Annotated in this window: 23 protein-coding genes; 10 read left to right on the top strand and 13 right to left on the bottom strand. The window is 70.0% G+C overall.

Going from position 1 to position 21,844, the window contains the following annotated elements:
• Positions 1-171: 171 nt before the first annotated feature.
• Together AC0IY0_RS00515 and AC0IY0_RS00510 are read right to left on the bottom strand one after the other, a co-directional pair.
• Positions 172-1,494: an HlyC/CorC family transporter gene (locus AC0IY0_RS00515; protein ID WP_147910089.1), complete on the bottom strand. Its 1,323-nt coding sequence runs from the start codon at positions 1,492-1,494 to the stop codon at positions 172-174.
• Positions 1,495-1,554: 60 nt separating this feature from the next.
• Positions 1,555-3,132: a hypothetical protein gene (locus AC0IY0_RS00510; RefSeq protein WP_471762791.1), complete on the bottom strand. Its 1,578-nt coding sequence runs from the start codon at positions 3,130-3,132 to the stop codon at positions 1,555-1,557.
• A gap of 188 nt (positions 3,133-3,320) precedes the next feature.
• Here AC0IY0_RS00510 and AC0IY0_RS00505 point away from each other — a divergent pair, with 188 nt between their 5' ends.
• From AC0IY0_RS00505 to AC0IY0_RS00490, 4 genes are all read left to right on the top strand, one after another.
• Positions 3,321-3,719: a DUF3775 domain-containing protein gene (locus tag AC0IY0_RS00505; RefSeq protein ID WP_147910087.1), complete on the top strand. Its 399-nt coding sequence runs from the start codon at positions 3,321-3,323 to the stop codon at positions 3,717-3,719.
• A 23-nt stretch (positions 3,720-3,742) separates the two neighbouring features.
• Entirely contained in the window at positions 3,743-5,023 is a 1,281-nt protein-coding gene (locus tag AC0IY0_RS00500; RefSeq protein WP_471762790.1) for an App1 family protein, read from the top strand.
• Positions 5,024-5,085: 62 nt separating this feature from the next.
• Positions 5,086-5,229: a hypothetical protein gene (locus AC0IY0_RS00495; protein WP_187193653.1), complete on the top strand. Its 144-nt coding sequence runs from the start codon at positions 5,086-5,088 to the stop codon at positions 5,227-5,229.
• Positions 5,230-5,380: 151 nt separating this feature from the next.
• Entirely contained in the window at positions 5,381-5,638 is a 258-nt protein-coding gene (locus AC0IY0_RS00490; protein ID WP_147910085.1) for a hypothetical protein, read from the top strand.
• 3 nt (positions 5,639-5,641) lie between these two features.
• Here AC0IY0_RS00490 and AC0IY0_RS00485 read toward each other — a convergent pair whose 3' ends face one another.
• The 3 genes from AC0IY0_RS00485 to modC form a co-directional block, all read right to left on the bottom strand.
• On the bottom strand, positions 5,642-7,291 hold the full coding sequence (locus AC0IY0_RS00485; RefSeq protein ID WP_419830295.1) for a TadG family pilus assembly protein: 1,650 nt from the start codon (positions 7,289-7,291) through the stop codon (positions 5,642-5,644).
• Positions 7,288-7,782, bottom strand: a complete 495-nt coding sequence (locus AC0IY0_RS00480) for a TadE family protein (protein ID WP_246692381.1) — start codon at positions 7,780-7,782, stop codon at positions 7,288-7,290. The genes AC0IY0_RS00485 and AC0IY0_RS00480 overlap by 4 nt, the downstream gene beginning before the upstream one ends.
• 73 nt (positions 7,783-7,855) lie before the next feature.
• A complete protein-coding gene (gene modC / locus AC0IY0_RS00475; protein ID WP_461231823.1) occupies positions 7,856-8,962 on the bottom strand; it encodes a molybdenum ABC transporter ATP-binding protein in 1,107 nt (368 codons plus the stop codon).
• A 65-nt stretch (positions 8,963-9,027) separates the two neighbouring features.
• Between modC and AC0IY0_RS00470 the strand changes: the two genes are divergently transcribed.
• The gene (locus AC0IY0_RS00470; protein ID WP_419830297.1) at positions 9,028-9,684 is read left to right on the top strand and encodes a glutathione S-transferase; all 657 of its coding nucleotides are present in this window, start codon (positions 9,028-9,030) and stop codon (positions 9,682-9,684) included.
• 38 nt (positions 9,685-9,722) lie between these two features.
• On the opposite strand, the gene modB is transcribed toward AC0IY0_RS00470, so the two are convergent.
• From modB to AC0IY0_RS00455, 3 genes are all read right to left on the bottom strand, one after another.
• A complete protein-coding gene (modB, locus tag AC0IY0_RS00465; protein WP_147910081.1) occupies positions 9,723-10,415 on the bottom strand; it encodes a molybdate ABC transporter permease subunit in 693 nt (230 codons plus the stop codon).
• Positions 10,416-10,433: 18 nt separating this feature from the next.
• Positions 10,434-11,243, bottom strand: a complete 810-nt coding sequence (gene modA, locus AC0IY0_RS00460) for a molybdate ABC transporter substrate-binding protein (RefSeq protein WP_147938149.1) — start codon at positions 11,241-11,243, stop codon at positions 10,434-10,436.
• A gap of 447 nt (positions 11,244-11,690) precedes the next feature.
• Positions 11,691-11,834, bottom strand: coding sequence for a hypothetical protein (locus tag AC0IY0_RS00455; RefSeq protein ID WP_187193654.1), 144 nt, complete (start codon positions 11,832-11,834; stop codon positions 11,691-11,693).
• A 278-nt stretch (positions 11,835-12,112) separates the two neighbouring features.
• Between AC0IY0_RS00455 and AC0IY0_RS00450 the strand changes: the two genes are divergently transcribed.
• Positions 12,113-13,033, top strand: coding sequence for a 50S ribosomal protein L11 methyltransferase (locus tag AC0IY0_RS00450; protein ID WP_147938200.1), 921 nt, complete (start codon positions 12,113-12,115; stop codon positions 13,031-13,033).
• Between the two features lie 30 nt (positions 13,034-13,063).
• Positions 13,064-13,252: a ribosome modulation factor gene (locus tag AC0IY0_RS00445; RefSeq protein WP_147910076.1), complete on the top strand. Its 189-nt coding sequence runs from the start codon at positions 13,064-13,066 to the stop codon at positions 13,250-13,252.
• A 38-nt stretch (positions 13,253-13,290) separates the two neighbouring features.
• Here AC0IY0_RS00445 and AC0IY0_RS00440 read toward each other — a convergent pair whose 3' ends face one another.
• On the bottom strand, positions 13,291-13,551 hold the full coding sequence (locus AC0IY0_RS00440) for a hypothetical protein (RefSeq protein WP_419830299.1): 261 nt from the start codon (positions 13,549-13,551) through the stop codon (positions 13,291-13,293).
• Between the two features lie 181 nt (positions 13,552-13,732).
• On the opposite strand from AC0IY0_RS00440, the gene AC0IY0_RS00435 reads away from it, so the two are divergent.
• The 3 genes from AC0IY0_RS00435 to AC0IY0_RS00425 all read left to right on the top strand — a co-directional run bounded on the left by AC0IY0_RS00435 (position 13,733) and on the right by AC0IY0_RS00425 (position 18,151).
• Positions 13,733-15,565, top strand: a complete 1,833-nt coding sequence (locus AC0IY0_RS00435; protein WP_471762788.1) for an aminopeptidase P family protein — start codon at positions 13,733-13,735, stop codon at positions 15,563-15,565.
• A 25-nt stretch (positions 15,566-15,590) separates the two neighbouring features.
• A complete protein-coding gene (locus tag AC0IY0_RS00430) occupies positions 15,591-15,737 on the top strand; it encodes a hypothetical protein (protein WP_471762787.1) in 147 nt (48 codons plus the stop codon).
• 260 nt (positions 15,738-15,997) lie between these two features.
• Positions 15,998-18,151 (top strand): protein-disulfide reductase DsbD family protein, encoded by a 2,154-nt coding sequence (locus AC0IY0_RS00425; RefSeq protein ID WP_419830301.1) that lies wholly within the window; start codon positions 15,998-16,000, stop codon positions 18,149-18,151.
• Between the two features lie 45 nt (positions 18,152-18,196).
• Here AC0IY0_RS00425 and phoB read toward each other — a convergent pair whose 3' ends face one another.
• The 4 genes from phoB to pstA all read right to left on the bottom strand — a co-directional run bounded on the left by phoB (position 18,197) and on the right by pstA (position 21,839).
• Positions 18,197-18,892: a phosphate regulon transcriptional regulator PhoB gene (gene phoB / locus AC0IY0_RS00420; RefSeq protein WP_147854464.1), complete on the bottom strand. Its 696-nt coding sequence runs from the start codon at positions 18,890-18,892 to the stop codon at positions 18,197-18,199.
• Between the two features lie 174 nt (positions 18,893-19,066).
• Positions 19,067-19,789, bottom strand: a complete 723-nt coding sequence (gene phoU / locus AC0IY0_RS00415) for a phosphate signaling complex protein PhoU (protein WP_147910073.1) — start codon at positions 19,787-19,789, stop codon at positions 19,067-19,069.
• A 315-nt stretch (positions 19,790-20,104) separates the two neighbouring features.
• On the bottom strand, positions 20,105-20,920 hold the full coding sequence (gene pstB / locus AC0IY0_RS00410; protein ID WP_147910072.1) for a phosphate ABC transporter ATP-binding protein PstB: 816 nt from the start codon (positions 20,918-20,920) through the stop codon (positions 20,105-20,107).
• Between the two features lie 22 nt (positions 20,921-20,942).
• A complete protein-coding gene (pstA, locus tag AC0IY0_RS00405; protein ID WP_147910071.1) occupies positions 20,943-21,839 on the bottom strand; it encodes a phosphate ABC transporter permease PstA in 897 nt (298 codons plus the stop codon).
• Positions 21,840-21,844: the final 5 nt, after the last annotated feature.

Raw genomic sequence — 21,844 nt, 5'->3', positions numbered from 1 at the left:
TGTCCCGCTTGTCGTGCGACGCCGGGATCCTCGCAGCGGCGCTTCCGTGACCCGCCGCGTCATCCCGGGGCGCCGCAGGCGGGCCCGGGATGACGCGGCGACGGCTTGGTCGTTCGTTCGATTCCCCCGCTGTCGGCGGAGGCGTGTTCATCGAATGCCTCCGACGACCCCTCACACCGGGTCGCGCTGAGCCTCCGCCTGCGCGGTGGTCTGGATGCCCGTGGCGGTCAACGGCGTGATCCGCAGGGTGGTGATCCGGTTCTTGGCCTTTCGGATCACTTGGAAGCGGAATCCGTGAAAGTTGAAGGCGGTGCCCTGGTCGGGGATGGTCCGGGCTTCGTGGATGACCAGGCCCGCGATGGTGGTGGCCTCGTCGTCGGGCAGGTTCCAGTCCATCGCCCGGTTGAGGTCGCGAATCGGGACGCCGCCATCGACATTGACCGATCCGTCGCCCTGCGGGCGCACGCCCGAGACGGTGACATCGTGCTCGTCGGCGATCTCTCCGACGATCTCCTCCAGGATGTCCTCCAGGGTCACGAGGCCCATGACCTCGCCGTACTCGTCGACCACCAGGGCGAAGTGGGTCTTCTTGGTCAGGAACGCCTTGAGCTGGGCGCGCAGCGACGTCGTTCCCGGCACGAACCAGGTCTCCAGCGCCAGGGCCTCGACCTTCAGCCCCGAGGCGTCGCCGCCCGCCGCGTCGAGGGCCCGCAGCAGATCCTTGGCGTGGAGCACGCCCACGATGTTTTCGAGCGTGCCGCGCCAGAGGGGCATGCGGGTATAGGGCGAGGCCAGCACCGCCCGGACGATGTCCTCGGAGGGCTGGTCGGCGTCGATCGCCCGCATCTTGGTGCGGTGGACCATCACGTCCGAGACCGACAGGTTCGATAGGTCGAGCAGACCGCCGAGCATGTCGCGCTCGGCCTTGGCGACGCCACCCTCCCGGTGCATCAGCGCCACCTGCCCACGCAGCTCCTCGGAGGCGGTGAGGATCGACTGGTGCTCGCCGATGGTGATGCCGAACGGCTTCAGCATCAGCCGAACCAAGTGCTCGATGGAGATCGCCGCCGGGCCCATGATGGCGACCGCGAAGGCTACCGGCCGGGCCATCAGCAGGGCCGCCTTGTCGGGCTTGGAGATGGCCAGCGTCTTCGGCAGTACCTCGGCGAAGACGATGACCAGCACCGACATGCCGACGGTCGCGTAGATCACGCCGTTCTTGCCGAACAGGGCGGTGAGCACGCTGGTGGTGAAGGCCGAGGCGCCGATCGCTACGATGTTGTAGCCGATCAGCATCGCGCCGATGAAGCGCTCCCGGATCGCCAGGATGCGGTTGACGATCGCCGCCCGCGGGTCGCCCGACTGTTCGAGGGCGTGCATCCGCGCCCGGGAGGCGGCCGTGAAAGCGGTCTCGGCGCCCGCAAAGAAGGCCGAGAGCAGCAGTGAGATCACCACGATGCTCGCGGCGAACCACAGGTCGATATGGGTGTCCATCGGTTCCAAGAGGCACGACTCGGGCGGCAGGAAGGCCGCCCATATAGCGTCTCGTTCGGGTTATTGCGCGCCGATCCGGCGCACCGTCCACGTCGCCCAGTAGACCGGCCGCCCGTACAGGGTCGAGGCGTCGCGACCTGAGGCCGTCGGTGCCAGCCGGTCGAGCCAAGTCAGGAACCCGGCCTTGCCCGGATAGATCGCCGGGGTGTCGAGATTGCCCTGCGCATCCGTCATCCAGAAATGCGCGCTGCGGTCGTAGCGGCCGGTGCCGTCGCCCCCTGAGCGGAGCCCGAGATAAGCCGGCGAGCGGCCGGCCGCCACCGGGTCAGCGTAGAGGGTGAGTGCCCCGATCCCGTCGAGGTTCATGTCGGGCGTGTATTGCAGGCAGATATCGGCCACGGGCCCCCCCGGGGCGTTGGCCGGGCGTTGGCAGGTGTAGGACACTGCCCAGCGCTGCATGCCCTTGGCGCGCGCTACCCGGACGAGGCTCCCGGGCGGCAGCGGCCCGGCGAGACTTTTCGCCGCCGACCAAACCTTCGCGGCCGAGAGGTCCTTCGAGGTGCGCAGGTAGAGCGCTGTGCGGCGCTTCTCGGGGGCGAGCCCGCAATCCTCGGGCAGTACGTCCGTGTAGACGTAGTGGTAGGTGCGGTCGACCACGCTAATCGAGCCCGCGAGCCCGTGGGTCTCGAAGGCCGGCGCCGGGCAGGACGAGGCGATCGGCTTGCCGGCCTCGTCGGCCACCGGGGCGGGGGTCGGCGGCGTGCCGCGACCGCCGGGGGTGAACGGCGTCCAGGCCAGCCCGTAGCCGTCCGGGCTGCGCGTGCGGATCTCGAAGGTCTGGAAGTCGAGGGTGCGGGCCGCGATCTGCACCCGTCGCCTGATGTCGGCCGGCTGGTCGGCGGCCTCGTCCCGCGCGGATTTGCGGCGCCCGCGCCGCCGGCCCGCCGACTCGGGTTCCGGGTCGCCGCCGACATTCACCCGCTCCTGCCCGAGCAGGAAGACGTAGCTGTAGGCCTCCCCGGCCCAATCGCGGCCCGAGACCGCGATCGGGTCGCGGGGGCCGATACCCTCGGCGGTCGGAAGTGGCTCGGACCAGCCGCGGCCCCGCGCACGCTCCTCGGGGAGATCGACCCAGAACCGGTCGGCCGAGGGCGGCAGCGTCGTGGCCAGCGCCTCCGGGCTGCGCCCGGTGCGAAGGGACCCACCGTCGCGGCTGTCGGTGGCGCGCCGCTCCGGGCAGGGCTCGTCCCGCCGGCGCGACGCCAGCGGGCTCTGGCCCTGAAAGATCATCTGCAGCGGCCCCGGCGTCTCCGCGCGCGGCAGCCGCAGGATCTGGACGCCGCGCACGAATGCGCAGGGCGCCGGCGCGATCAGCACGCCCTCTGCCTCGGTCCCGTCGCGGCAGATCTCCAGGCCGCCGCCCCCGGTCACGTAGCAGCTCGGCGCGCTGGCCTCGGCGGCCCGAGCCTCGGCCGGAGGCGGTGCTGCGACGAAGCCGAGCACCAGGGCACCGAGCAGCGCCGCGGTCCGCGACGGCAAACACCAGGGCTTGTCGTGGTTGTTAGACTGACAATCCACGGTATCGGCAGGCGTCGTCGCGGCGGCGTTCAAAGATGTCACGTCTATCGCCGCTGTCATTCGGGTTGTTGGAAAGGATCGGCAGCCTCTAGCCTATGGTCCGGCAAGCGGAAAGTGGCGTGGACCACGCATGCCGGGGCCGGCGTCGCACCTGTCGCGTTCGGCGAGGCGAACCCGGCGGCCACTCGCCCGTTGTCGCGGCTTGAGGGCGGAAACGTCCGACCCAGTCAGCGTCCGGAGACCAGCGCATGGATATCGCCGTCGAGACCGTCACCGACATCGTTCTGCGGCTGCGCGCCATCGAGGTGAAGGAGGGCAACACCGATCCGGATTCGGGCTCGAACCCGATCGATGACGGCTCCACCGACGTACTCATCTCGGGCACCGACGACGCAACGGAATCCGAGGTCCGCGGCGCCATCGCGGGCCTCGACGACGACGCCCGGGCCGAACTGCTCGCCCTCCTGTATGTCGGCCGCGGCGACATGGAGCCGGAGGAGTGGGGCGAGGCGGTCCGCTTCGCCCGCGAGCGCGAGGCCGCGGGCGAAGGCGCCGTGAAGGAATTGCTGGGAGCGCCCGATGCCGGCGACCTCCTGGAGGAGGGGCTCGACGCGATGGGGCTGACCCCCGAATTGCCGCAAGCCTGAGCCGCTCGACGGAGACCGGCCCCATGGCTTCACGGGTTCGCCGCGGCGCCACCAAGGCGCTGCGGGTCCTCACCCGCCCGGTCCGTCGCGCCCAGGGGCACGGCGGCGCCGGCCTCGGCGGGCTCGTGGTCGAGCCTTATCGCGGCTACGGCTCGCGCGATGAGATCTTCATGATCGGCCGGGTGTTCCGGCAATCGCCCGGCATCCCCGGAGAGGACCCGGATTCCTTCAGGGCCCAGTGGCGCGACCTGCGCCGCCGCATCGCCCGGCGCACGGTGGCGGGCGCTGCGATCACGGCCCGGTTCGGCGGGGACGCGACCCGGGTCGAGACCGACCGCGATGGCTATTTCCGCCTGCGTCTCCAACCGCGCGACCTGCCGGGGCAGCCTGGCGCATGGCATCCGGTGGACCTCGTCCTCGAAGATACGACACCGATCCCCGCCGAGGGCGCGGTGTTCATCCCGCCAGACGGCTGCCGCTGCGTGGTGATCAGCGACATCGACGACACGGTGATGCACACCGGCGTCGCCAACAAACTGAAGATGCTCTGGCGGCTGTTTGTGGAGGATGCCGACAGCCGGGTTGCGTTCCCGGGTGTCGCCGCCCTGTACCGGGCCCTGCACGCGGGTGCCGGCGGAGCCGAGGGCAACCCGATGCTCTACGTCTCCCGTGCGCCCTGGGGCCTCTACGAGATGCTGTCGGAGTTCTTCCAGCGGCACGGCATCCCCATTGGCCCGGTGCTGTTCCTGCGGGAATGGGGCCTGTCCTGGACGCACCCGCTGCCGCGCCGGGCCACCGACCACAAGCAGGCGCTGATCCGGCACATGCTGTCGCTCTACCGCGACCTGCCTTTCGTGCTGATCGGCGACAGCGGCCAGCACGATCCGGAGGTCTATGCGCAGATCGTCGAGGAGCATCCCGGGCGGGTGCTGGCGGTCTACATCCGCAACGTCTCCAACGGTGCCACCCGGGTCGAGGAGATCGTCCGGCTGGCCGGCGCCGTGGCCCGGGCGGGCTCCAGCCTCGTGCTCGCCGCCGACAGCGTCGCCATGGCGGAGCACGCGGCCGGGATTGGGCTGATCACCGCGGACGCGGTCGCCCGGGTCGCCGACGAGCATGCCGGCGCCGACACCCCACCGCGCCGCGAGACCGCAAGGATCACCGCCGAGCCCGGCGGAACCACCACCGAGGCCGCGATCTCGCCCGACGCCGTGGCGGATGCCCTGGTCGGCGACGGAACCGCGCCGGCCACCGTCGTCGTGGAGCCGGAATGCCCGGCCTCCCTGCCCCGGGCGACGGTGTGATGATTTAGGGGAAGATGAGGGGATTTTTCCGGGCTTGCGGAAGCCTACGCCGTCACCGCGGAATGCGTGCAGCCGGGATCGAGGCCGGTCTTCAGCGGATCGACGGCACGTTGCAAGCCCAGCACCTCACGGCCCCGGGTGCTCCGGAAGCCAAGACGATGATCGGCGCGATGGCCCGGCTCCCGGACGCGCATCTGGCCCGCTGAGAGCCCGGGGCTCGGCACCTTGTGGTGAGCAACGCTCTCCCCATGTTGCAATGCAGCATTTCAGAGAACGCGCTTCTCGTTCCGAGCGGGCCTCCTAGGTTGGAGCGCTCGCGTGCCGGCCCCCACTCGTGTCGATCCCCGGAGCCCCTCCGTGCAAACCTATACCCTCGCGATTGCCGACGGCGTGCTGTTCGCCTGCCTGCCCGACGAGGCCGACATCTCGGCCGCGATCACCGAGGCCGCGGCGACCAATTACGGCTTCGGCCTGAACCTCGACATCGTCCGCGGCGCGACACTCACGAACGCCAAGGCGCCGGAGGACGAGGTCGTCTGGCAGGAAGGCTCGGACAGCGAACTGCTCGATGAGCAGGGGCGCCGCTACCGCTACGCGGTTCGCCGTCACTCCTGATCGTCACTGCACCAGTACGGCCTGGCTGCAGAGGGTACCGTCCATCTCGACATCCGCGTAGCCGATCCGCACGCCGAGGCTGCGCAGGACCTGATCGAGCACCAGATCGAGGGGCGCAGCGGCGAGGCTGAGCGTCGTGGCCAGCGAGGTCTGGAGCAGCGGGGTCAGGCCGAAGCCGTTCAGGTTCAGGCTGAGATTGCTCAGCAGGCTGCCGGTCAGCGATTGCGCGATATTGCCGGACGACACGGTGCGTACGGTGTTGTTAGCGATATCGGCCTCCGTGAAGGTCAGCGTCTGAGTCGTCGCGCCGATATTGGTGACTGTCCGGCCGCCGATATTGATCAGCGGCAGCCCAATCAGCACGGCCGGCTGCGACAGGTCCGGGCTTGTGGTGCCCCCGTTGATCGAAGCCCGGTTCACCGCCGCGATCGCCAGGGTCGCGACGCCGGTCTGCACCTCGATGGTGGCCTGGCGTCCGCCGTTGGCTCCCGAGCAGGTGAGCGTGCGCAGCGTCCCCTGGGCGGACGCAACCTCGGCATAGACCGGCAGATAGACGGTTCCGAGACCGAGCGGGGCCGAGACCGTGGCCTCGATCAGTAGCCGGGTCTGGGCCGTCTTTACCGTGGCGTTCGGGCTTCCCGGCCGGACCCAGCCGGAGCTGCGGCGGCGTTCGCCGATCGCCAGGGTCAGCCGGGTCGAGAGCAGCCCCGGCACGGTGGCGCCGAGATCGATCGCCACCTGGTTCTGGCCGTTGGCCAGGGACGCGGTGGCGGCCAGGATGTCCATCACCTGCAAGGACGGGCCGGCCAAGCCGCGTCCGGGGGCGAGGGCCGCCACGTCGCCCAGCGCATCGACTTGGCCGAGCGGCACGAGGTTGCCGGCGTTCGGCAGCGCGTTGAGGATGCTCGAGAGGGCCGCAACGGTGGCAGAACTGCCCTGCGCGGCAACCCGGATCGCCATCAGGATCTGCCCGACGCTGGCGTTGGCCTTCACGATATCGGTGTAGTTGGCCGCCTGCAGGTTGAGGCTTGCCGCCAGTGCGTCGAGGACGCGCAGGCCGTCGACCTTGGCGCTGGCCAACGCGTTGTAATCGCTCACGCCCAGCGTCAGCTTGGCCCCGAGCAGGGCTCCGAGGACGGCGTTGGCGATCCCGCCGCTGAGGCCCAAGGTGCCCGAGCCAATCGTGAAGGCCGCGAATTGCGCGCTGGCCGCCGTGCCGGTGACCCGGATCGGCACGCTGCCGGGCAGCCCGATCGCCCGGCCGAAGGTCACCGGGACCGTGGTCGCGAGCCCGACCCGCACGGCGTTGGCCGGGCTCACGCCGGGGTTGAACCGGCTGCCGGGAGCGACGTTGGGCGCGCTGGCGTCGTAACCGCCGGTCGCCACCGTCGCCTGCGCGGTGCCGTAGCCGTTGTCACCCAGCGAACGGCGCGCCACGGTGTCCGCCTTGGCCGGGTCCACGGCGGCGAGCATCGCGGCGATGTCGGCCGCGCCCTGCGCCTTGCGGCGGGCCTGGAACACCTGGCCGAGATCGATCCCGACGGCGCCGGCGCCCATCAGCAGGGAACTGCCGAGCGCCACAAGGATCACCACATTGCCACCCCGGGCCCGGCCGAAGCGCCGCGCCTGGTTGGCCACCGGCCATCGGCTCACAGGCCGCCCTTCCGGACGCTGATGCTGCTGCGCAGGACGCTGGGCAGCATCGGGATCAGCTTGGAGAAGACGTTGATCCCCAGTGCGTTGGCGTCCAGCGTGACGGTGACCGTGTAGAGCGTGGCATCGCTCGGATCGGGGCCGACCAGGACCTTGATGGTCTCAGGTCGGAACATCGCGCCGCCGCTGAGGCTGCGGTTCACCATGGTCTGCGCCAGGGTCGCGCGCTCGACGTCTGTGACGCCCGCGATGGAGGCGCGGGCCGCCTCGGCCGCAATCTGGCGCAGGTTGTGGATGGCGCCCAGACAAATGCCGAAGGCGGTAATGCCGGCAAACAGCATCAGCAGCAGCGGCGCGACGAGCGCGAACTCCACCGCCGAACTGCCGCTCCGGCAGGCCAGACCGGGCCGACCGCCACACCGAAGCCTCTGGACCCAGCCCATCGAAACGCCCTCCGGGTGCCGAGCCGCCGCGGCGGCTGCACAACCCATGGTGGCATCGATCCTCTAATCAAAGGTTGTGATCACCATCCGAATTCCAGTGTTTCCAGGCGAATACGGTCGATTAGATTTCTACCGTCGGTCGCAGCGTTCCAATTCCCGACGGGTCGAACGCTGCACTTTTGATCACGACGTGAACGGGGCGTCCGGGGGTTAACCCCAGTTCGCGGTATGCCGCCGCGGTGACCCGCGCGGCCACCAGTGCGCCGTTGCAATCGATCTCCACCGCGACCTCGGCGCCGCTCATGGTCACGGTCGCGACCTGGCCGGGGAGGATATTGCGGGCGCTCAGGCCCCGGGGCCGCTCGGTCGCCACCAGCACGTCACGGGCCGGGATCCGCACGCGCAGCCGCGTTCCGGGCGGGCGCGCCGCCAGGCCGGGTACCAGCAGCTGACCGGCCGTGCCGGTCAGGCGGGTCAGCCCGGTCTCCGGATCAGTCCCCTCTACGACCATGTCGAGGAGCGCGCCGGCTTCCGCCTCGTGGACAGGCACCAGATCGGCCCGGCGCAGAATCGCCTCGGCGGGACCGGACGCGGCCACGCTCCCCTCCTCCAGCACGATCACCGTGGTCGCGAGCCGTGCCACCTCGGCCACCGCGTGGCTGACGTAGACGACCGGCACGCCGGCCTCGTCACGCAGGCGCTCGATATACGGGAGGATCTCGGCCTTCCGGGCCTCATCGAGGGCCGCCAGTGGTTCGTCCATCAGCAGCAAGCGCGGCTTGGCGAGCAGCGCCCGCCCGATCGCCACCCGCTGGCGCTCGCCCCCCGACAGGCCGGCGGGGCGGCGGTCGAGGAGGTGGCCGATCCCCAGCATCTCGGTCACCGCCGCGAAGCCGGCCGGGTCGGCGGGCCGGCGCCCGAACACGCGACCGTAGCCGAGATTGCTCCGCACGCTGAGATGCGGGAACAGCCGCGCGTCCTGGAACACCACACCGACCCGCCGCCGGTGGGGCGGCAGGAAGATGCCCGCCGCGGTATCGACCAGCGTCGCCCCGCCGGCGTCGATCCGGCCGCGATCCGGCCGGGCCAGCCCGGCGATCAGGTCGATCAGCGTCGTCTTCCCCGATCCCGAGCGCCCGAACAAAGCGGTCAGTCCCGGGCCCGCCGTGAACGCCGCATCGAGCGCGAAGGCGCCCCGCCGGAGCTGGACGTCGACGGCGATGCTCATGGCGCATACCCGCCGTGGCACGGGCGGCGGCGCGGCGCGTTGGCACCCGCCACGGAGCCTCCACGATGATCACGGTCCACCACCTCGAGAACAGCCGTTCGCAGCGCGTGCTGTGGCTGCTGGAGGAACTTGCCCTCCCCTATACGGTGAAGCGGTACGATCGGGATCCGCAAACCATGCGGGCGCCCCCGGACCTCATCGCTATCCATCCCCTGGGCAAGGCGCCGATCATCACGGAGGACGAAACGGTGGTGGCCGAGACCGGCGCCATCGTCACCTACCTGACCGACCGGGCCGGCGGCGCCCTGGTGCCCGCTCCGGGAACGCCCGAGCGCGCGCGCTACACCTATTGGCTGCACTACGCCGAGGGCTCGGCCATGCCGCCGCTGCTGCTGAAGTTGGTCTTCGGTCGCTTGGCTCCGCAGAGTCCCTGGGCCTTGCGGCCCCTGGTCCGCGGGATCGCCGACACGGTGCTCAAGAGTTTCGTCGATCCGGATCTGCGGCGGCACGCGGCGTTCTGGGAGGGGGAGCTTGCCGACAGGCCGTTCTTCTGCGGCGCGGAGTTCACCGCGGCCGACATCATGATGAGCTTCCCGCTGGAGGCCTTCGCGGCCCGCGGAACCGGGACCGGGCCGCGGGTCACGGCCTGGCTCGCGCGCATCCATGCCCGCCCGGCCTACGCCGCGGCGTTGGAGCGGGGTGGTCCCTACGCGTACGCCTGAGCGGCGGTCGCATCGGGCGACGGTGGGGCGTCCCGCCATCAGCCCGCCTGCAACCGGCGCGCGGCGCGGGACGCCAGGAACTCCGAAACCAGCAGGGCCGCCACCGACAGGGCGACCGAGATCAGGGTGAGGCGCAGCGCCGGCCCCTCCCCGCCCGGGACCTGGGTCAGCGTGTAGATCGCCGAGGGCAGGGTCTGGGTCTCCCCGGGGATGTTTGACACGAAGGTGATCGTCGCCCCGAACTCGCCCATCGCCTTGGCGAAGGCCAGCACGGCACCCGCGATGCAGCCCGGCAGGCTGAGGGGCAGCGTGACGGTGAGGAATACCGCGAGCGGGCTCGCCCCGAGGGTGCCGGCCGCCTGCTCGAGCCTGGGATCGACCGCCTCGATCGACAGCCGCATCGCCCGCACCATCAGGGGGAACCCCATCACCGCGCAGGCGAGTGCCGCCCCGGTCCAGCGGAAGGCGAAGACGATGCCGATCTCCGCAAGGGCGCTGCCGAGGAAGCCGCGCCGGCCGAGCGCCAGCAGCAGCAGGTATCCGGTCACCACCGGCGGCAGGATCAGCGGAAGGTGGACCAGACCGTCGAGCAGCGCACGCCCGGGGAACCGGCGTCGCGCCAGCAGCCACGCCACCGCGAGCCCCGGCAGCAGGCTCGCGAGGGTCGCCACGCTGGCCACCCGCAGGCTCAACGTGACGGCGTTCCAGGCGTCGGGGGGGAGGCCGAACACGGCCGCGGGCGCGGACGGCTACCGGCTCGCGCCAGGCTTGCCCACCACCCTGAAGCCCTGGCGCTCGAAGGAGGCCCTTGCCGCCGGGCCGCGCAGATACGCCAGCAGGGTGGCGGCATCGGGGTTGCGCGAATCCTTGATCAGTGCGGCTGGATAGACGATCGGCGGATGGCTGTCGGACGGGAAGGTCGCGACCACGTGGACGCCCGGCTCGGCGGCCGCGTCCGTGGCGTAGACGATGCCCAGCGGCGCCTCGCCGCGGGCCACCAGCAGCAGCGCCGCGCGCACGTTCTCGGCCTGGGCAACCTGCCCCTTCACGGCGTCCCAGGCCCCGAGCTTCTCGAGGGCGGCCTTGCCATACTTGCCGGCCGGGACGGCGTCGATGGTCGCCATCGCCAGCTTGCCACCGTTGAGGATCCGGGTGAGCGTAGAACCGAGATCCGGCGCCAGGGCGACCTCCGGGTCGGACCCGCCCTCTTTCGGCCCGGACGCGATCAGCACCAGGGCGTTGCGCAGGAGATCGACGCGCGTGTCGGGCTTCAAGCTGCCGGCCTTCTCGGCGTAGTCCATCCAGGCCTGGTCGGCTGAAATGAACAGGTCGGCCGGCGCCCCCGCCTCGATCTGCTTGGCCAGGGCATTCGAGCCGGCATACGAGATCCGGGTGATCGTGCCGGTTTCCTTCGTCCAGCCTGCCGCCGCGTCGTCCAGCGCGTTCTTCAGGCTCGCCGCGGCGAAGACGACCACCGGATCGGCGGCCCTCGCCGTCCCGGCAACCGGGACGACGGCCAGCACGGCGATGAGCGTCAAGATCCGTCTTGTGGGTCGCATCGGCTCGGGGATCCCGTGGCGGGCCCCGTGAACCGGCCGCCTGCGCCCGGGACCTTAAATGCGGTGCCCCGGCGGGCCAAGCGCCGTTCAGCCGCGCGGTGTGTCCCGGCGCTCCCGTGGCGCCGCCTCGGCCCGGTGCAGCCGGCTCAGCAGGACCAGGAGATGACCTGGAAGCGGGCCGTCCGGCGCCGGCCCGCCGAAGATCCGTTCACGGGGTGAGGGAGGGACAGCCCCATCGTTGACGATGGCGGGGCTGCGCGGTCCGGAACGCCTGGACTTGGTCACGCTGTACGCACCCTGCTTGGTCACGCGTCTGGCGAAAGCTGGCAAAAACGTCGGCACACGTCGCCAGTTCCGCGGGCGATCCATGGATTCTGTGGTTAACGCTTAGACACCGTGCCGCATTCCTGGGCGCGATCCGCTGCGAATCCAGCTGCGCGCTCCGTCTCACCAGGTCCGAATGTCGCGCCGCTCGTGCTGCTCGCCCTCGGGCACCGGACCCATCCCGGCCGCGACCAGGATGGCCCACAGCGTGGCCACAAGGGTCGTCGCGAGCGTGACGGCGACGCTGACGAGCAGGGGTGAGTTCATGGCGACGCTGTCATCTGTCAAAACGGGCGCGCCGGCTCACGAAGCGCGGCGCGCCAGAGTTGAGGGTCTGGCCTTGGGAAAGCCGAGACTGTTGTAATCAGCGAAATCCTGCGCGGAAACTGATTTAAATCGATTTCTGTCCGGTGATTGTCAGATGTGTCGAAGCAGCAACAAATCGGCAATCCTGGTCTCCGACGCGATGAGATCGTAGCGTCGGATACGGTTTTTTCGCATCTGCCCCTGTAATGCGGCGCGCTCCGGGGCTACAGCCCGGCACCATGCTCGAAGGTCTGCCGCCCCACCGCCCGACTCACATCCTGCGCCTGACGACCGATGAGCGGTCGGCCCGGGCCATGACGGATCTGCTGGGCGAGATGTTCGATCCCACCGAGACCGCCGTGGCGGCGTTCGAGGATGCGGATGGCTTCACCTGGCGGCTCGAGGCCTACTTCGCCGACGCGCCGGACGAGGCGTACGTCCGCGACCTGATCCGCCCGGTGATCGGAGACGAGGCCGACGTCGCCGAGTTCCGCACCATCGAGCAGCAGGATTGGGTCCGCACCTCCCTGGAGGGGCTGAAGCCGGTCCGGGCCGGCCGCTTCCTCGTGCACGGCGCACATGACCGCGACGCGGTGCGCGGCAACGATCTGCCGATCGAGATCGAGGCGGCCCTGGCGTTCGGCACGGGCCATCACGGTACGACCCTCGGCTGCCTGCGGGCGCTGGTCTCGGAGTTGAAGCGACGGCGTCCGGCGCATGTGCTGGATGTGGGCACCGGAACCGGAATCCTGGCCTTCGCGGCCGCCAAGGTTTTGCGGCAGCCGGTTGTGGCGGGCGACCTCGACGGCGAGGCGGTCCGGACCGCCCGGGAGAACGCCCGCCTCAACGGCCTTGGGCCCTATCTCAAACTCTACGAGGGTCCCGGCGTACGCCACCGGCTCGCGGACCGGACGCGGCACTTCGACCTCGTCTTCGCCAACATCCTCGCGCGGCCCCTGCGCCGCCTCGCTCCGACCCTGTCGCGCGTGGTCGCGCCTGCGGGCGTGCTGGTCCTGTCAGGCCTGATCGAGCGTGACGTGGCGGGTGTGCTCTCAGCCTACCGCCACCAGGGCTTCCATCTCGTGAGAAGCGGCTTGATCGAGGGCTGGGTCGCCTTGGTGCTGGCCCGCGGCGGTGCGGCGAAGCGGCCCCGGCGCTGAACCGGGACCCGGGCCGCGCATTGCCCGGGCATGAGCCAGACGCCGCGCCCCAATCCGCCGTCCGATCCCATCACCGAGGGCGCGCAGGCCCGGGCCCGGGGCCGTCCCAAGGATTCCTGTCCCTATCCGGCCGACTCACCCGACCGCATCGCCTGGCTCGAGGGTTATGATGGCGTGCCATCCGGCAAAGCCCCGGATCTGCCGATCGCCGACGCCTGATTCCGTCGTACCGCCGGGAATCCCAAACCGTCCGTGTACTAACGCGCGGTCCGGAGCCGTCCAGGCCCCGTCGATCCTTCCGACAACGCCTCGACGACCGGGCTTTCCGCATCGTCCGCGTGTGCGACCGGGGCGCCGAGCGCAGCCATCAGGACGCGCAGACCCTCGACCCACTCCTCCGCCTCCGCAAGCGAAGCGAAGCCGTCGCGCCGGATCACCGTATCCGGCTCGATCGTGGTGATGGCGTCGAAGAGACCGTCGGCTCTGTCGCTGATTCGGTAGAAGACGCGGCGTGGCATGACCTGGGAGATAGGGCAAAGATCTGGCGTGATAAGATTGCGCGCGACTCTAAACCATAGGTTACGCCCGCGAGCATCATCCGAAAGGTGGGCGGATGGCTCGAAAAACCGCGCTGCGCGCGGTCCACGCGTCGATTCCGCCCGGTTGCGACGAGGGACCGCCCGGCGATAGGGTCCGCGCATGACAGAGCCAAGTCCGCCCCGCCACCGGTTCCAGACCTTCGACGATCCGAGCCATCGCAAGGGCGTGGAGCGGATCGAGGCCTTGCGCGCGGCCCTGCGCGAGACCGCCGTCGATGGTTTCGTGGTGCCCCGGGCCGACGAGCACCAGTCGGAGTACGTGCCGGCCGACGCGGAGCGGCTGGCCTGGCTCACCGGCTTCACGGGCTCGGCCGGAACCGCCCTGATCCTGATCGAGTCGGCGGCCCTGGTCGTCGATGGGCGCTACACCCTGCAGGCGCCGGAGCAGGTCGATACCGGGATCGTCACCGTGGTGCCGCTGGCCGAATCGACCGCGGAGGCCTGGATCGCCGACAACCTCAAGCGCGATCAGGTTCTCGGCTATGATCCCTGGCTGCACACGCCGGACGGCGTCGCCCGCCTGGAACGGGCCGCGGTCAAGGCCGGCGGATCGCTAGGGCCCATGCCGAACCTCGTCGACGCCGTCTGGGCCGGCCGTCCGAAGCCGCCGGCCGGGCCGGTGGTTCCCCATCCCGAGGCGTTCGCGGGTGAGTCGGTCGCCGACAAGCTCACCCGTGTGCGCACGGCCCTGGCTGAGGGCGGCTGCGATGCCCTGGTGATCTCCGACCCGCACAATCTCGCCTGGGCGTTCAACCTGCGCGGCTCCGATGTCGGCCATACGCCGCTGGCGCTGGGCTACGCGATCCTGCCACGCGAAGGGCGGGCGCGGCTGTTCCTGGTCTCGCCCAAGGTCGATCCGGCCCTGCGCACGGCGCTGGCGCCGGTCGCCGAGATCCTGTCGCGAGCCGACCTCGATGACGGGCTCGGCTCGCTCAGCGGTGTGCGCGTGCGGGTCGATGCCGCGACGGGCGCCGTGGCCCTGAAGGAGAAGATCGAGGCCGCGGGCGGGACCGCCGATATCGGCAAGGACCCGATCACCGGCATGAAGGCGGTCAAGAACACCGCCGAGATCGCCGGCGCGCGCGCCGCTCACACCCGCGACGGCGCCAGCGTCGTGCGCTTCCTGGCTTGGCTCGACGGCGCCGCCGCCACGGGGGGCTTGAGCGAGATTGCCGCCGTGGAGGCCCTGGAGGATTTCCGCGCGGCCGGCGGCGACCTGCGCGACGTGTCGTTCCCGACAATCTCGGGCTCCGGCCCGAACGGGGCGATCGTGCATTACCGGGTTACGCGCACCAGCGACCGGACCGTGCGGGCCGGCGAGCTGTTCCTGATCGATTCCGGGGCTCAATACCCGGACGGCACCACCGACATCACCCGGACGGTCGCGGTCGGCGCGCCGACGGATGCGATGCGCGACCGCTTCACCCGGGTGCTGAAGGGACATATCGCCATCGCCCGGGCGGTGTTCCCAAAGGGCACGACCGGCGCCCAGATCGACGCGTTCGCCCGCGCTCCGCTGTGGCAGGCCGGGCTCGATTTCGACCACGGCACCGGTCATGGCGTCGGCGCCTTCCTGTCGGTGCATGAGGGTCCGCAGCGCATCGCTAAGACCGGGACCGTGGCGCTGGAGCCCGGCATGATCCTGTCGAACGAGCCGGGCTACTACGCCCCGGGCGCCTACGGCATCCGGATCGAAAACCTCGTCCTCGTCGAGCCCCGTGAGATCCCTGAAGGCGAACGCCCGATGCTCGGCTTCGAGACCCTGACGCTCGCACCCTACGATCGGCGGCTGATCCGCCCGGACCTGCTCGAGCCGGAAGAGCGGGCCTGGATCGACGCCTACCACACCCGGGTGCGCGACACCCTGGCGCCGCTCGTCGATGCCGGAACCCGCGGCTGGTTGGACCGCGCCACCGCGCCGCTGGCGCTCTGATCCGGGCGCCTTCGAGTGCGCCCCGGTGCAGAACGTGCGCCTCGGCCACACGCAAGGATCGGATGGTGACGATGTCCGGCGGGTCCAGCTGATCGTCTCCGACGACGCCACCGGCCCGCTCGACGGTGACAAGCTGTGCGACGTCGGCTTGGCGATACGCAACGCTCTCTAGACGGCCGGCGAAACGCTGCGCGTCATCGCCGAGCACGCCGAACAGCGCGAGCTCCACGAACTCAGTGAAGGGTCGTCCTCTCCCTCATCCTGTTCGAGCCCCGCTGAGCGCCTCAGCGGCGTCGTGGCCGATGGCTCATGGGCTGGAGCGCAGGACAGGGCCCGAACCGGCGCGCTATAAGGCCCGTCACGAGACGACCCGCCTGCGTCTCGGAGATGACGCGGGTGAAACCGCGGCCGACCCGCGCGCGAAGGGACAGCATGATCCGCCGCCTCGCATTCCTTGTCCTGGCCCTTACCGCAAGCCTGTCGGCCGCGTCAGCGCAAGGCTTCCGCACGCCACCCGACTTGGTGCGGTCGAGCCTCGTGGCCGAGCCGATCGCGGTGGCCGGGGCGCAGCCGTTCACCCTGGCGGTGCGGATGCAGGTGAAGCCGGGCTGGCACGTCTACTGGCGCAACCCGGGCGATTCCGGTCTGCCCCCCGAAGTGACCTGGACCTTGCCGGCGGGCTTCAACGCCGGCGCGATCCGGTGGCCCGCCCCCGAGCGCATCGCGATCGCGACGCTGATGAACTACGGCTACGAGGGCGAGGTCACCCTGCTCGTGCCGGTCACGCCGCCGCCGAGCCTCGACCCGGCCGATCCGGTGCGGATCCAGGCCAAGCTGACCTACCTGGTCTGCGAGACCGAATGCGTCCCGGGCTCCGCCGACCTCGCCTTGACCCTGCCGGTGGGCGAGCCCCGGCCAGATGCCGGGCAGGCTGCCCTGTTCGAGCGGGCTCGCACCGCATTGCCCGCCCCTGCGCTCTGGCCGCTGCAACTCTCGAGTCAGGGCGACACGCTGCAACTCGACTTCGCCGCGGCCGGCCTAAAGCCCGAGTCTATCAAGGCCGCATCGTTCTTCCCCTATTCCGAGACCGCCATCGACAACGCCGCCGTCCAGGTGATGCGCGTCGACGCATCCGGCCTGCACCTCACCCTCGCGCGGAGCACCCCGACGGACCCGGCACCGGCCGCCCTGCCGGGCGTGCTCACCGTGGAGGAGACGACCGGCGCCGAAACGCATCGCCTGGCCTTCGCGTACGGGGACGAGCCGGTTGCACCGGTCCCAGTGGCTGCACCCGAGGCCTCCGCCGCAGCCCAACCGGTCGCCCCGGCCTTCGACGCGCTGACCCTGGCGACCGCGGCGGGCCTGGCCTTCCTGGGCGGGCTGATCCTCAACCTGATGCCCTGCGTCTTTCCCGTCCTGTCGATCAAAGTGCTCGGCCTCGTCCGGCATGCCGGCGAGAGCGCGGCGCGCGTGCGCCTGCACGGCCTCGCCTACACGGCTGGGGTGATGGCGAGCTTCCTAGGCCTTGCAGGCTTGCTGCTCGCCCTCAAGGGCGGCGGGGCCGCGATCGGCTGGGGCTTCCAGCTGCAATCGCCGGCCGTGGTGGCCGGGCTCGCCTATCTGCTGCTCGCCATGGGCCTGAGCCTGTCGGGGGTTGTCCATGTCGGCGGTCGGCTCACCGCCATCGGCGACGGGCTCGCCCGGCGCTCGGGTCTCAGCGGCTCTTTCTTCACGGGCGTTCTCGCGACCCTGGTGGCGACCCCCTGCACGGCACCGTTCATGGGCTCGGCCGTGGGCTTCGCGCTGACCCAGAGCGCCGGCGTCGCGCTCGCGGTGTTCGCAAGCCTGGGCTTGGGCCTCGCCCTGCCCTTCCTGGCGCTGACCCTGTGGCCGCCGGCGCTGCGGGCGCTGCCGCGGCCGGGCGCCTGGATGGAAACCCTGAAGCAGGTTCTGGCTTTCCCGGTCTACGCAACGGTGGCGTGGCTGATCTGGGTCCTGGCCCAGCAGGTCGGCCCGCAGGGGCTTCTGGTGGGGCTGATCGGCCTCGTGCTGGTGGGCTTCGCGGCCTGGGCCTGGGAGCACGGGCGCGTCGCCGCTTCGCGGGTCGGACCCGTCGTCCAGGGCGTCGCGCTGCTGACGGTCGTCGCCGTCGGGGCACTGACCCTGACCCTCGATCGCGACCGGGCCGTGCCCGTCGCCCAGGCCGCCGCAGAGGGCGTCGAGCCCTTCACGCAGGCGCGTCTCGACGCCTTGGTGAACGCGCGGCGGCCGGTCTTCGTGAACATGACCGCCGCCTGGTGCATCACATGCGCGGTCAACGAGACGACCTCGTTGTCCACGAAGGCCGTGCGGGCCGCCATGAAGGATCGGGGTGTGACCTACCTGAAGGGCGACTGGACCAACCAGAACCCCGAGATCACCCGCTTGCTGGAGGCGCATGGGCGCAGCGGCGTCCCGCTGTACCTGCTCTACACGGGCACTGGGGAGGCACAGGTGCTGCCGCAGATCCTCACCGAGGGAACGGTGCTGGCGGCCTTGAAGGCGGTACCGGCCGCCTCCGGTAAGAGCGCAGCGCTGGCACGCTGACCGAGGAGGCAGGCGCGCCGTTCCGCCCCGACGGGCTGGAGGTCTTCAGGCTTCGAGGGAAAACGTCTCGTCGAAGGCGTATCCCGAGCCCCGCACGGTGCGGATCGGGTCGGCCTGCCGGGGGGCGTTGAGCGCCTTACGCAGCCGCCCGACATGCACGTCCACGGTGCGCTCGTCGATGTAGACGTCGTGGCCCCAGACCCCGTCGAGGAGCTGTTCACGGGAAAAAACCCGGCCCGGCGCCAGCATCAGGAATTCGAGCAGCCTGAATTCGGTTGGCCCGAGATGGAGTTCCTCGCCGGCGCGCCGGACCCGGTGGCCGGAGCGGTCGAGCTCGATGTCGCCCGCCGCCAGACGGTCGGCGACGTGGGCCGGCTTGGCCCGACGCAGCAGCGCCCGAACGCGGGCCAGCAGTTCCGGCACCGAGAACGGCTTGACGATGTAGTCGTCGGCGCCGGTCCCGAGCCCGCGGACCCGGTCGCCTTCCTCGCCGCGGGCGGTGAGCATGATCACCGGCAGACGCTCGGTCTCGCGTCGGGCCCGGATGCGGCGGCACAACTCGATGCCCGAGAGGCCGGGCAGCATCCAGTCGAGCAGGACCAGATCGGGCGTGCGCTCGGCCAGGAGCAGTTCGGCGTCGTCACCGCGACTGGCCGAATCCACCAGGAATCCTTCGGCCTCCAGGTTGTAGCGCAGCAGGGTAGTCAGCGCCTCCTCGTCCTCGACGATCAGGACTTGCATGCTCACGTTCGATAACCTGTTCCGAATTCGGCACGCATCGAATCAACCGCGCCGGAGGGCCCGGACGCGCCGATGGTGCGGCAGGGGCCGCGATTCCTCAACCCACGCGCACTCCCACCGGGGCTTTGTCCCGCAGGTGGGAGTGCGCGCTGCGGAGGAACCGCGAACCGCATGTCACGGGGCCGTGGCGGCAGGCCCGACCGTCGCGTAGTTCGACGCGTCGTTCTTCGGCCGCTCGCCCGCCAGCGTCTCACCGGTGGCGAGGTAATGGATCGTCTCGGCGATATTGGTAGTGTGGTCGCCGATGCGTTCGACGTTCTTCGCGCAGAAGAGCAGATGCGTGCAGAACGAGATGTTGCGCGGATCCTCCATCATGTAGGTGAGGAGCTCGCGGAACAGCGAATTGTACAGGGCATCGATCTCGCCATCCCGCTCCCAGACATCGTAGGCCGCCTTGATGTCGCGGCTGGCATAGGCGTCGAGGATATCCTTGAGCTGAGCTTCCGCGAGGTCGCTCATGTGGCGCACGCCGAGCACGATCTTCTGCGCAGGCGCCTGATCGGAGATCGCGACGACCCGCTTGGCGACGTTCTTGGCGAGGTCGCCGATCCGCTCCAGATCGCCGGACACGCGGATTGCCGAGATGGTCTCGCGCAGGTCGATCGCCAGCGGCTGACGCCGGGCGATGAGCAGCACTGCCCGCTCTTCGATGTCACGCTGGAGCGCATCGAGGCGCTTGTCGGCGAGGATCACCGCCTGGGCGAGCGTATCGTCCCGGCGGACGAGGGCATCGGTCGCCTCGGCGGCCATCTTCTCGGCGACGCCGCCCATCTCGGAAATTGAGCGACGCAGGTCATCCAGGTCGGTGTCGTAGGAACTGACGATATGGCCGGGCATGGTGGATCCTTCGATGGCGTCCCGCAAACCTTGATCCGCGAGGTCTGGCGGAAACCCGCCGCTGCGATCACGGATACCGTTGTACGTTTCCCGGTACCCAGTCCCTTGGATAGTTCACGTCATGATGCGGAGCGGAGCAGATTTCGGCACGCGACAAAAACAACCGGAATAGGCCGATGTTCCCAGGTCAACGCAACATGCCTCGGAGTAGCGCCCGGTCGAATTCCGATCGGGCGCGGCTCCGCGTCTTGAGATCGACGCGCAAACATGTGCCGATCCGGTCATCAACTCTTCCGCGAAACTTCCGCGATTGGCTTAACCGAACCGCCCGGTGATGTAATCCTGGGTCCGCTGCTCCACAGGGTTCATGAACATGCGGTTGGTGGGGCCGAACTCGATCAATTCACCCAGGTACATGAAGGCGGTGAACTGCGAGATGCGGGCAGCCTGCTGCATGTTGTGCGTGACGATCACGATGGTGAACTCGTCGCGCAGCTGCTCGATCAGTTCCTCGATGCGGCCCGTGGAGATCGGGTCGAGCGCCGAGGTCGGCTCGTCGAACAGGATCACCTCCGGGCTCTGGGCCACGGTGCGGGCGATGCACAGGCGCTGCTGCTGGCCGCCGGAGAGCCCGGTGCCCGCCTGGCGCAGCTTGTCCTTCACCTCGTCCCAGAGGGCGGCCTTGCGCAGGGACTGCTCCACCCGCCCGTCGAGTTCGGATTTCGGCAGCTTCTCGTAGAGGCGCAGCCCGAAGGCCACGTTGTCGTAGATCGACATCGGGAACGGGGTGGGCTTCTGGAAGACCATGCCGATCCGCGAGCGCAGGTCGTTCAGGTCGACGGACGGGTCGAGGATGTTCTCGCCGTCGAGCATGATCTGACCTTCGGCCCGCTGCTCCGGGTAGAGGCTGTAGATCCGGTTGAAGCAGCGCAGCAGCGTGGACTTGCCGCAGCCGGACGGCCCGATCAGGGCCGTGACCTGGCGGTCGTGGAAGTTGATGTCCACGTTCTTCAGCCCGTGGAAGCTGCCGTAGTAGAAGTTCAGACCCTTCACGGCGATCCGGACCGCACCGCCCTCGTTGGCGTGGTTGCGGGTGAGATCGACCGTGGGGATCGCGGAAGCGGCGTTCATCGTCGTGTCCTCGAGAAGGGTCTTAGCGCGACATCTGCGGCTTGATGACGAGACGGGCGATGATCGACAGCACCAGGATCGTCGCGGTGATGAGGAGCGCCCCGGCCCAGGCGAGGCTCTGCCAGTTCGGATAGGGTGAGAGGGCGAACTGGTAGATCATGACCGGAAGGTTCGCGACGCCGCCCATGAGGTCGGGCGAGAACCACGAATTGTTGTTGAGCGCGGTGAACAGGAGCGGCGCGGTCTCGCCGGCGATGCGGGCCAGCGCCAGGATGATCCCCGTGACGATGCCGGCCGAGGCCGCCCGCCAGGTGACGCTGATGATCACCGTCGAGGGTGGGGCCCCGAGAGCGGCCCCGGCCTCGCGCAGGGTGCCGGGCACCAGGCGCATCATGTCCTCGGTGGTGCGTACGATCACGGGCACGGCGATGATGGCGAGCGCCACGCCGCCGGCCCAGCCAGAATAGGTCCCCATCGGCCGCACCATCAGGGTGTAGACGAACAGGCCGATCAGGATCGACGGCGCCGAGAGCAGGATGTCGTTGAGGAAGCGGATCAGCCCGGCGATCTTCGAGAACCGGCCGTACTCGGCCAGGTAGGTCCCGGCCATGACGCCGACCGGCGTCGCGATCGTTATCCCGATCCCGGTGAGCACCAGGCTACCCAGGATCGCGTTGGCGATGCCGCCGCCCTCGGAGCCGGGGCCCGGGGTCGGGTGCATGAACATGGCGGGCGTGAAGCCCTGCACGCCCTGGATGATCAGCATCAGCAGGATCGAGCCGAGCACCACGGCGCCCACGATCGTGGCGACCAGGCAGGCGGTGCGCAGCACGCGGTCGGCGATCCGCCGGCTGGGGCGGACCCGTCCGGAGCGGCGCGGCGCGGCGGTGTTGAAGGCCATGGGGTTGGACGCGTCCATCGAGA

It is taken from the genome of Methylobacterium sp. AC315, from assembly GCF_979253755.1.
This window is presented reverse-complemented; position numbering and strand designations above follow the sequence as displayed.

Bases quoted from the DNA above. Each gene is read 5' to 3' on its own strand.
- AC0IY0_RS00505 (WP_147910087.1), top strand. From the start codon at position 3,321: ATGGATATCGCCGTCGAGACCGTCACCGACATCGTTCTGCGGCTGCGC.
- pstA (WP_147910071.1), bottom strand. From the start codon at position 21,839: ATGGACGCGTCCAACCCCATGGCCTTCAACACCGCCGCGCCGCGCCGC.
- AC0IY0_RS00480 (WP_246692381.1), bottom strand. From the start codon at position 7,782: ATGGGTTGTGCAGCCGCCGCGGCGGCTCGGCACCCGGAGGGCGTTTCG.
- phoB (WP_147854464.1), bottom strand. From the start codon at position 18,892: ATGCAAGTCCTGATCGTCGAGGACGAGGAGGCGCTGACTACCCTGCTG.
- AC0IY0_RS00510 (WP_471762791.1), bottom strand. From the start codon at position 3,132: ATGACAGCGGCGATAGACGTGACATCTTTGAACGCCGCCGCGACGACG.
- pstB (WP_147910072.1), bottom strand. From the start codon at position 20,920: ATGAACGCCGCTTCCGCGATCCCCACGGTCGATCTCACCCGCAACCAC.
- AC0IY0_RS00515 (WP_147910089.1), bottom strand. From the start codon at position 1,494: ATGGACACCCATATCGACCTGTGGTTCGCCGCGAGCATCGTGGTGATC.
- AC0IY0_RS00450 (WP_147938200.1), top strand. From the start codon at position 12,113: ATGCTCGAAGGTCTGCCGCCCCACCGCCCGACTCACATCCTGCGCCTG.
- AC0IY0_RS00500 (WP_471762790.1), top strand. From the start codon at position 3,743: ATGGCTTCACGGGTTCGCCGCGGCGCCACCAAGGCGCTGCGGGTCCTC.
- AC0IY0_RS00470 (WP_419830297.1), top strand. From the start codon at position 9,028: ATGATCACGGTCCACCACCTCGAGAACAGCCGTTCGCAGCGCGTGCTG.
- phoU (WP_147910073.1), bottom strand. From the start codon at position 19,789: ATGCCCGGCCATATCGTCAGTTCCTACGACACCGACCTGGATGACCTG.
- AC0IY0_RS00425 (WP_419830301.1), top strand. From the start codon at position 15,998: ATGATCCGCCGCCTCGCATTCCTTGTCCTGGCCCTTACCGCAAGCCTG.
- AC0IY0_RS00440 (WP_419830299.1), bottom strand. From the start codon at position 13,551: ATGCCACGCCGCGTCTTCTACCGAATCAGCGACAGAGCCGACGGTCTC.
- AC0IY0_RS00435 (WP_471762788.1), top strand. From the start codon at position 13,733: ATGACAGAGCCAAGTCCGCCCCGCCACCGGTTCCAGACCTTCGACGAT.
- modC (WP_461231823.1), bottom strand. From the start codon at position 8,962: ATGAGCATCGCCGTCGACGTCCAGCTCCGGCGGGGCGCCTTCGCGCTC.
- modA (WP_147938149.1), bottom strand. From the start codon at position 11,243: ATGCGACCCACAAGACGGATCTTGACGCTCATCGCCGTGCTGGCCGTC.
- AC0IY0_RS00455 (WP_187193654.1), bottom strand. From the start codon at position 11,834: ATGAACTCACCCCTGCTCGTCAGCGTCGCCGTCACGCTCGCGACGACC.
- AC0IY0_RS00495 (WP_187193653.1), top strand. From the start codon at position 5,086: ATGCGTGCAGCCGGGATCGAGGCCGGTCTTCAGCGGATCGACGGCACG.
- AC0IY0_RS00445 (WP_147910076.1), top strand. From the start codon at position 13,064: ATGAGCCAGACGCCGCGCCCCAATCCGCCGTCCGATCCCATCACCGAG.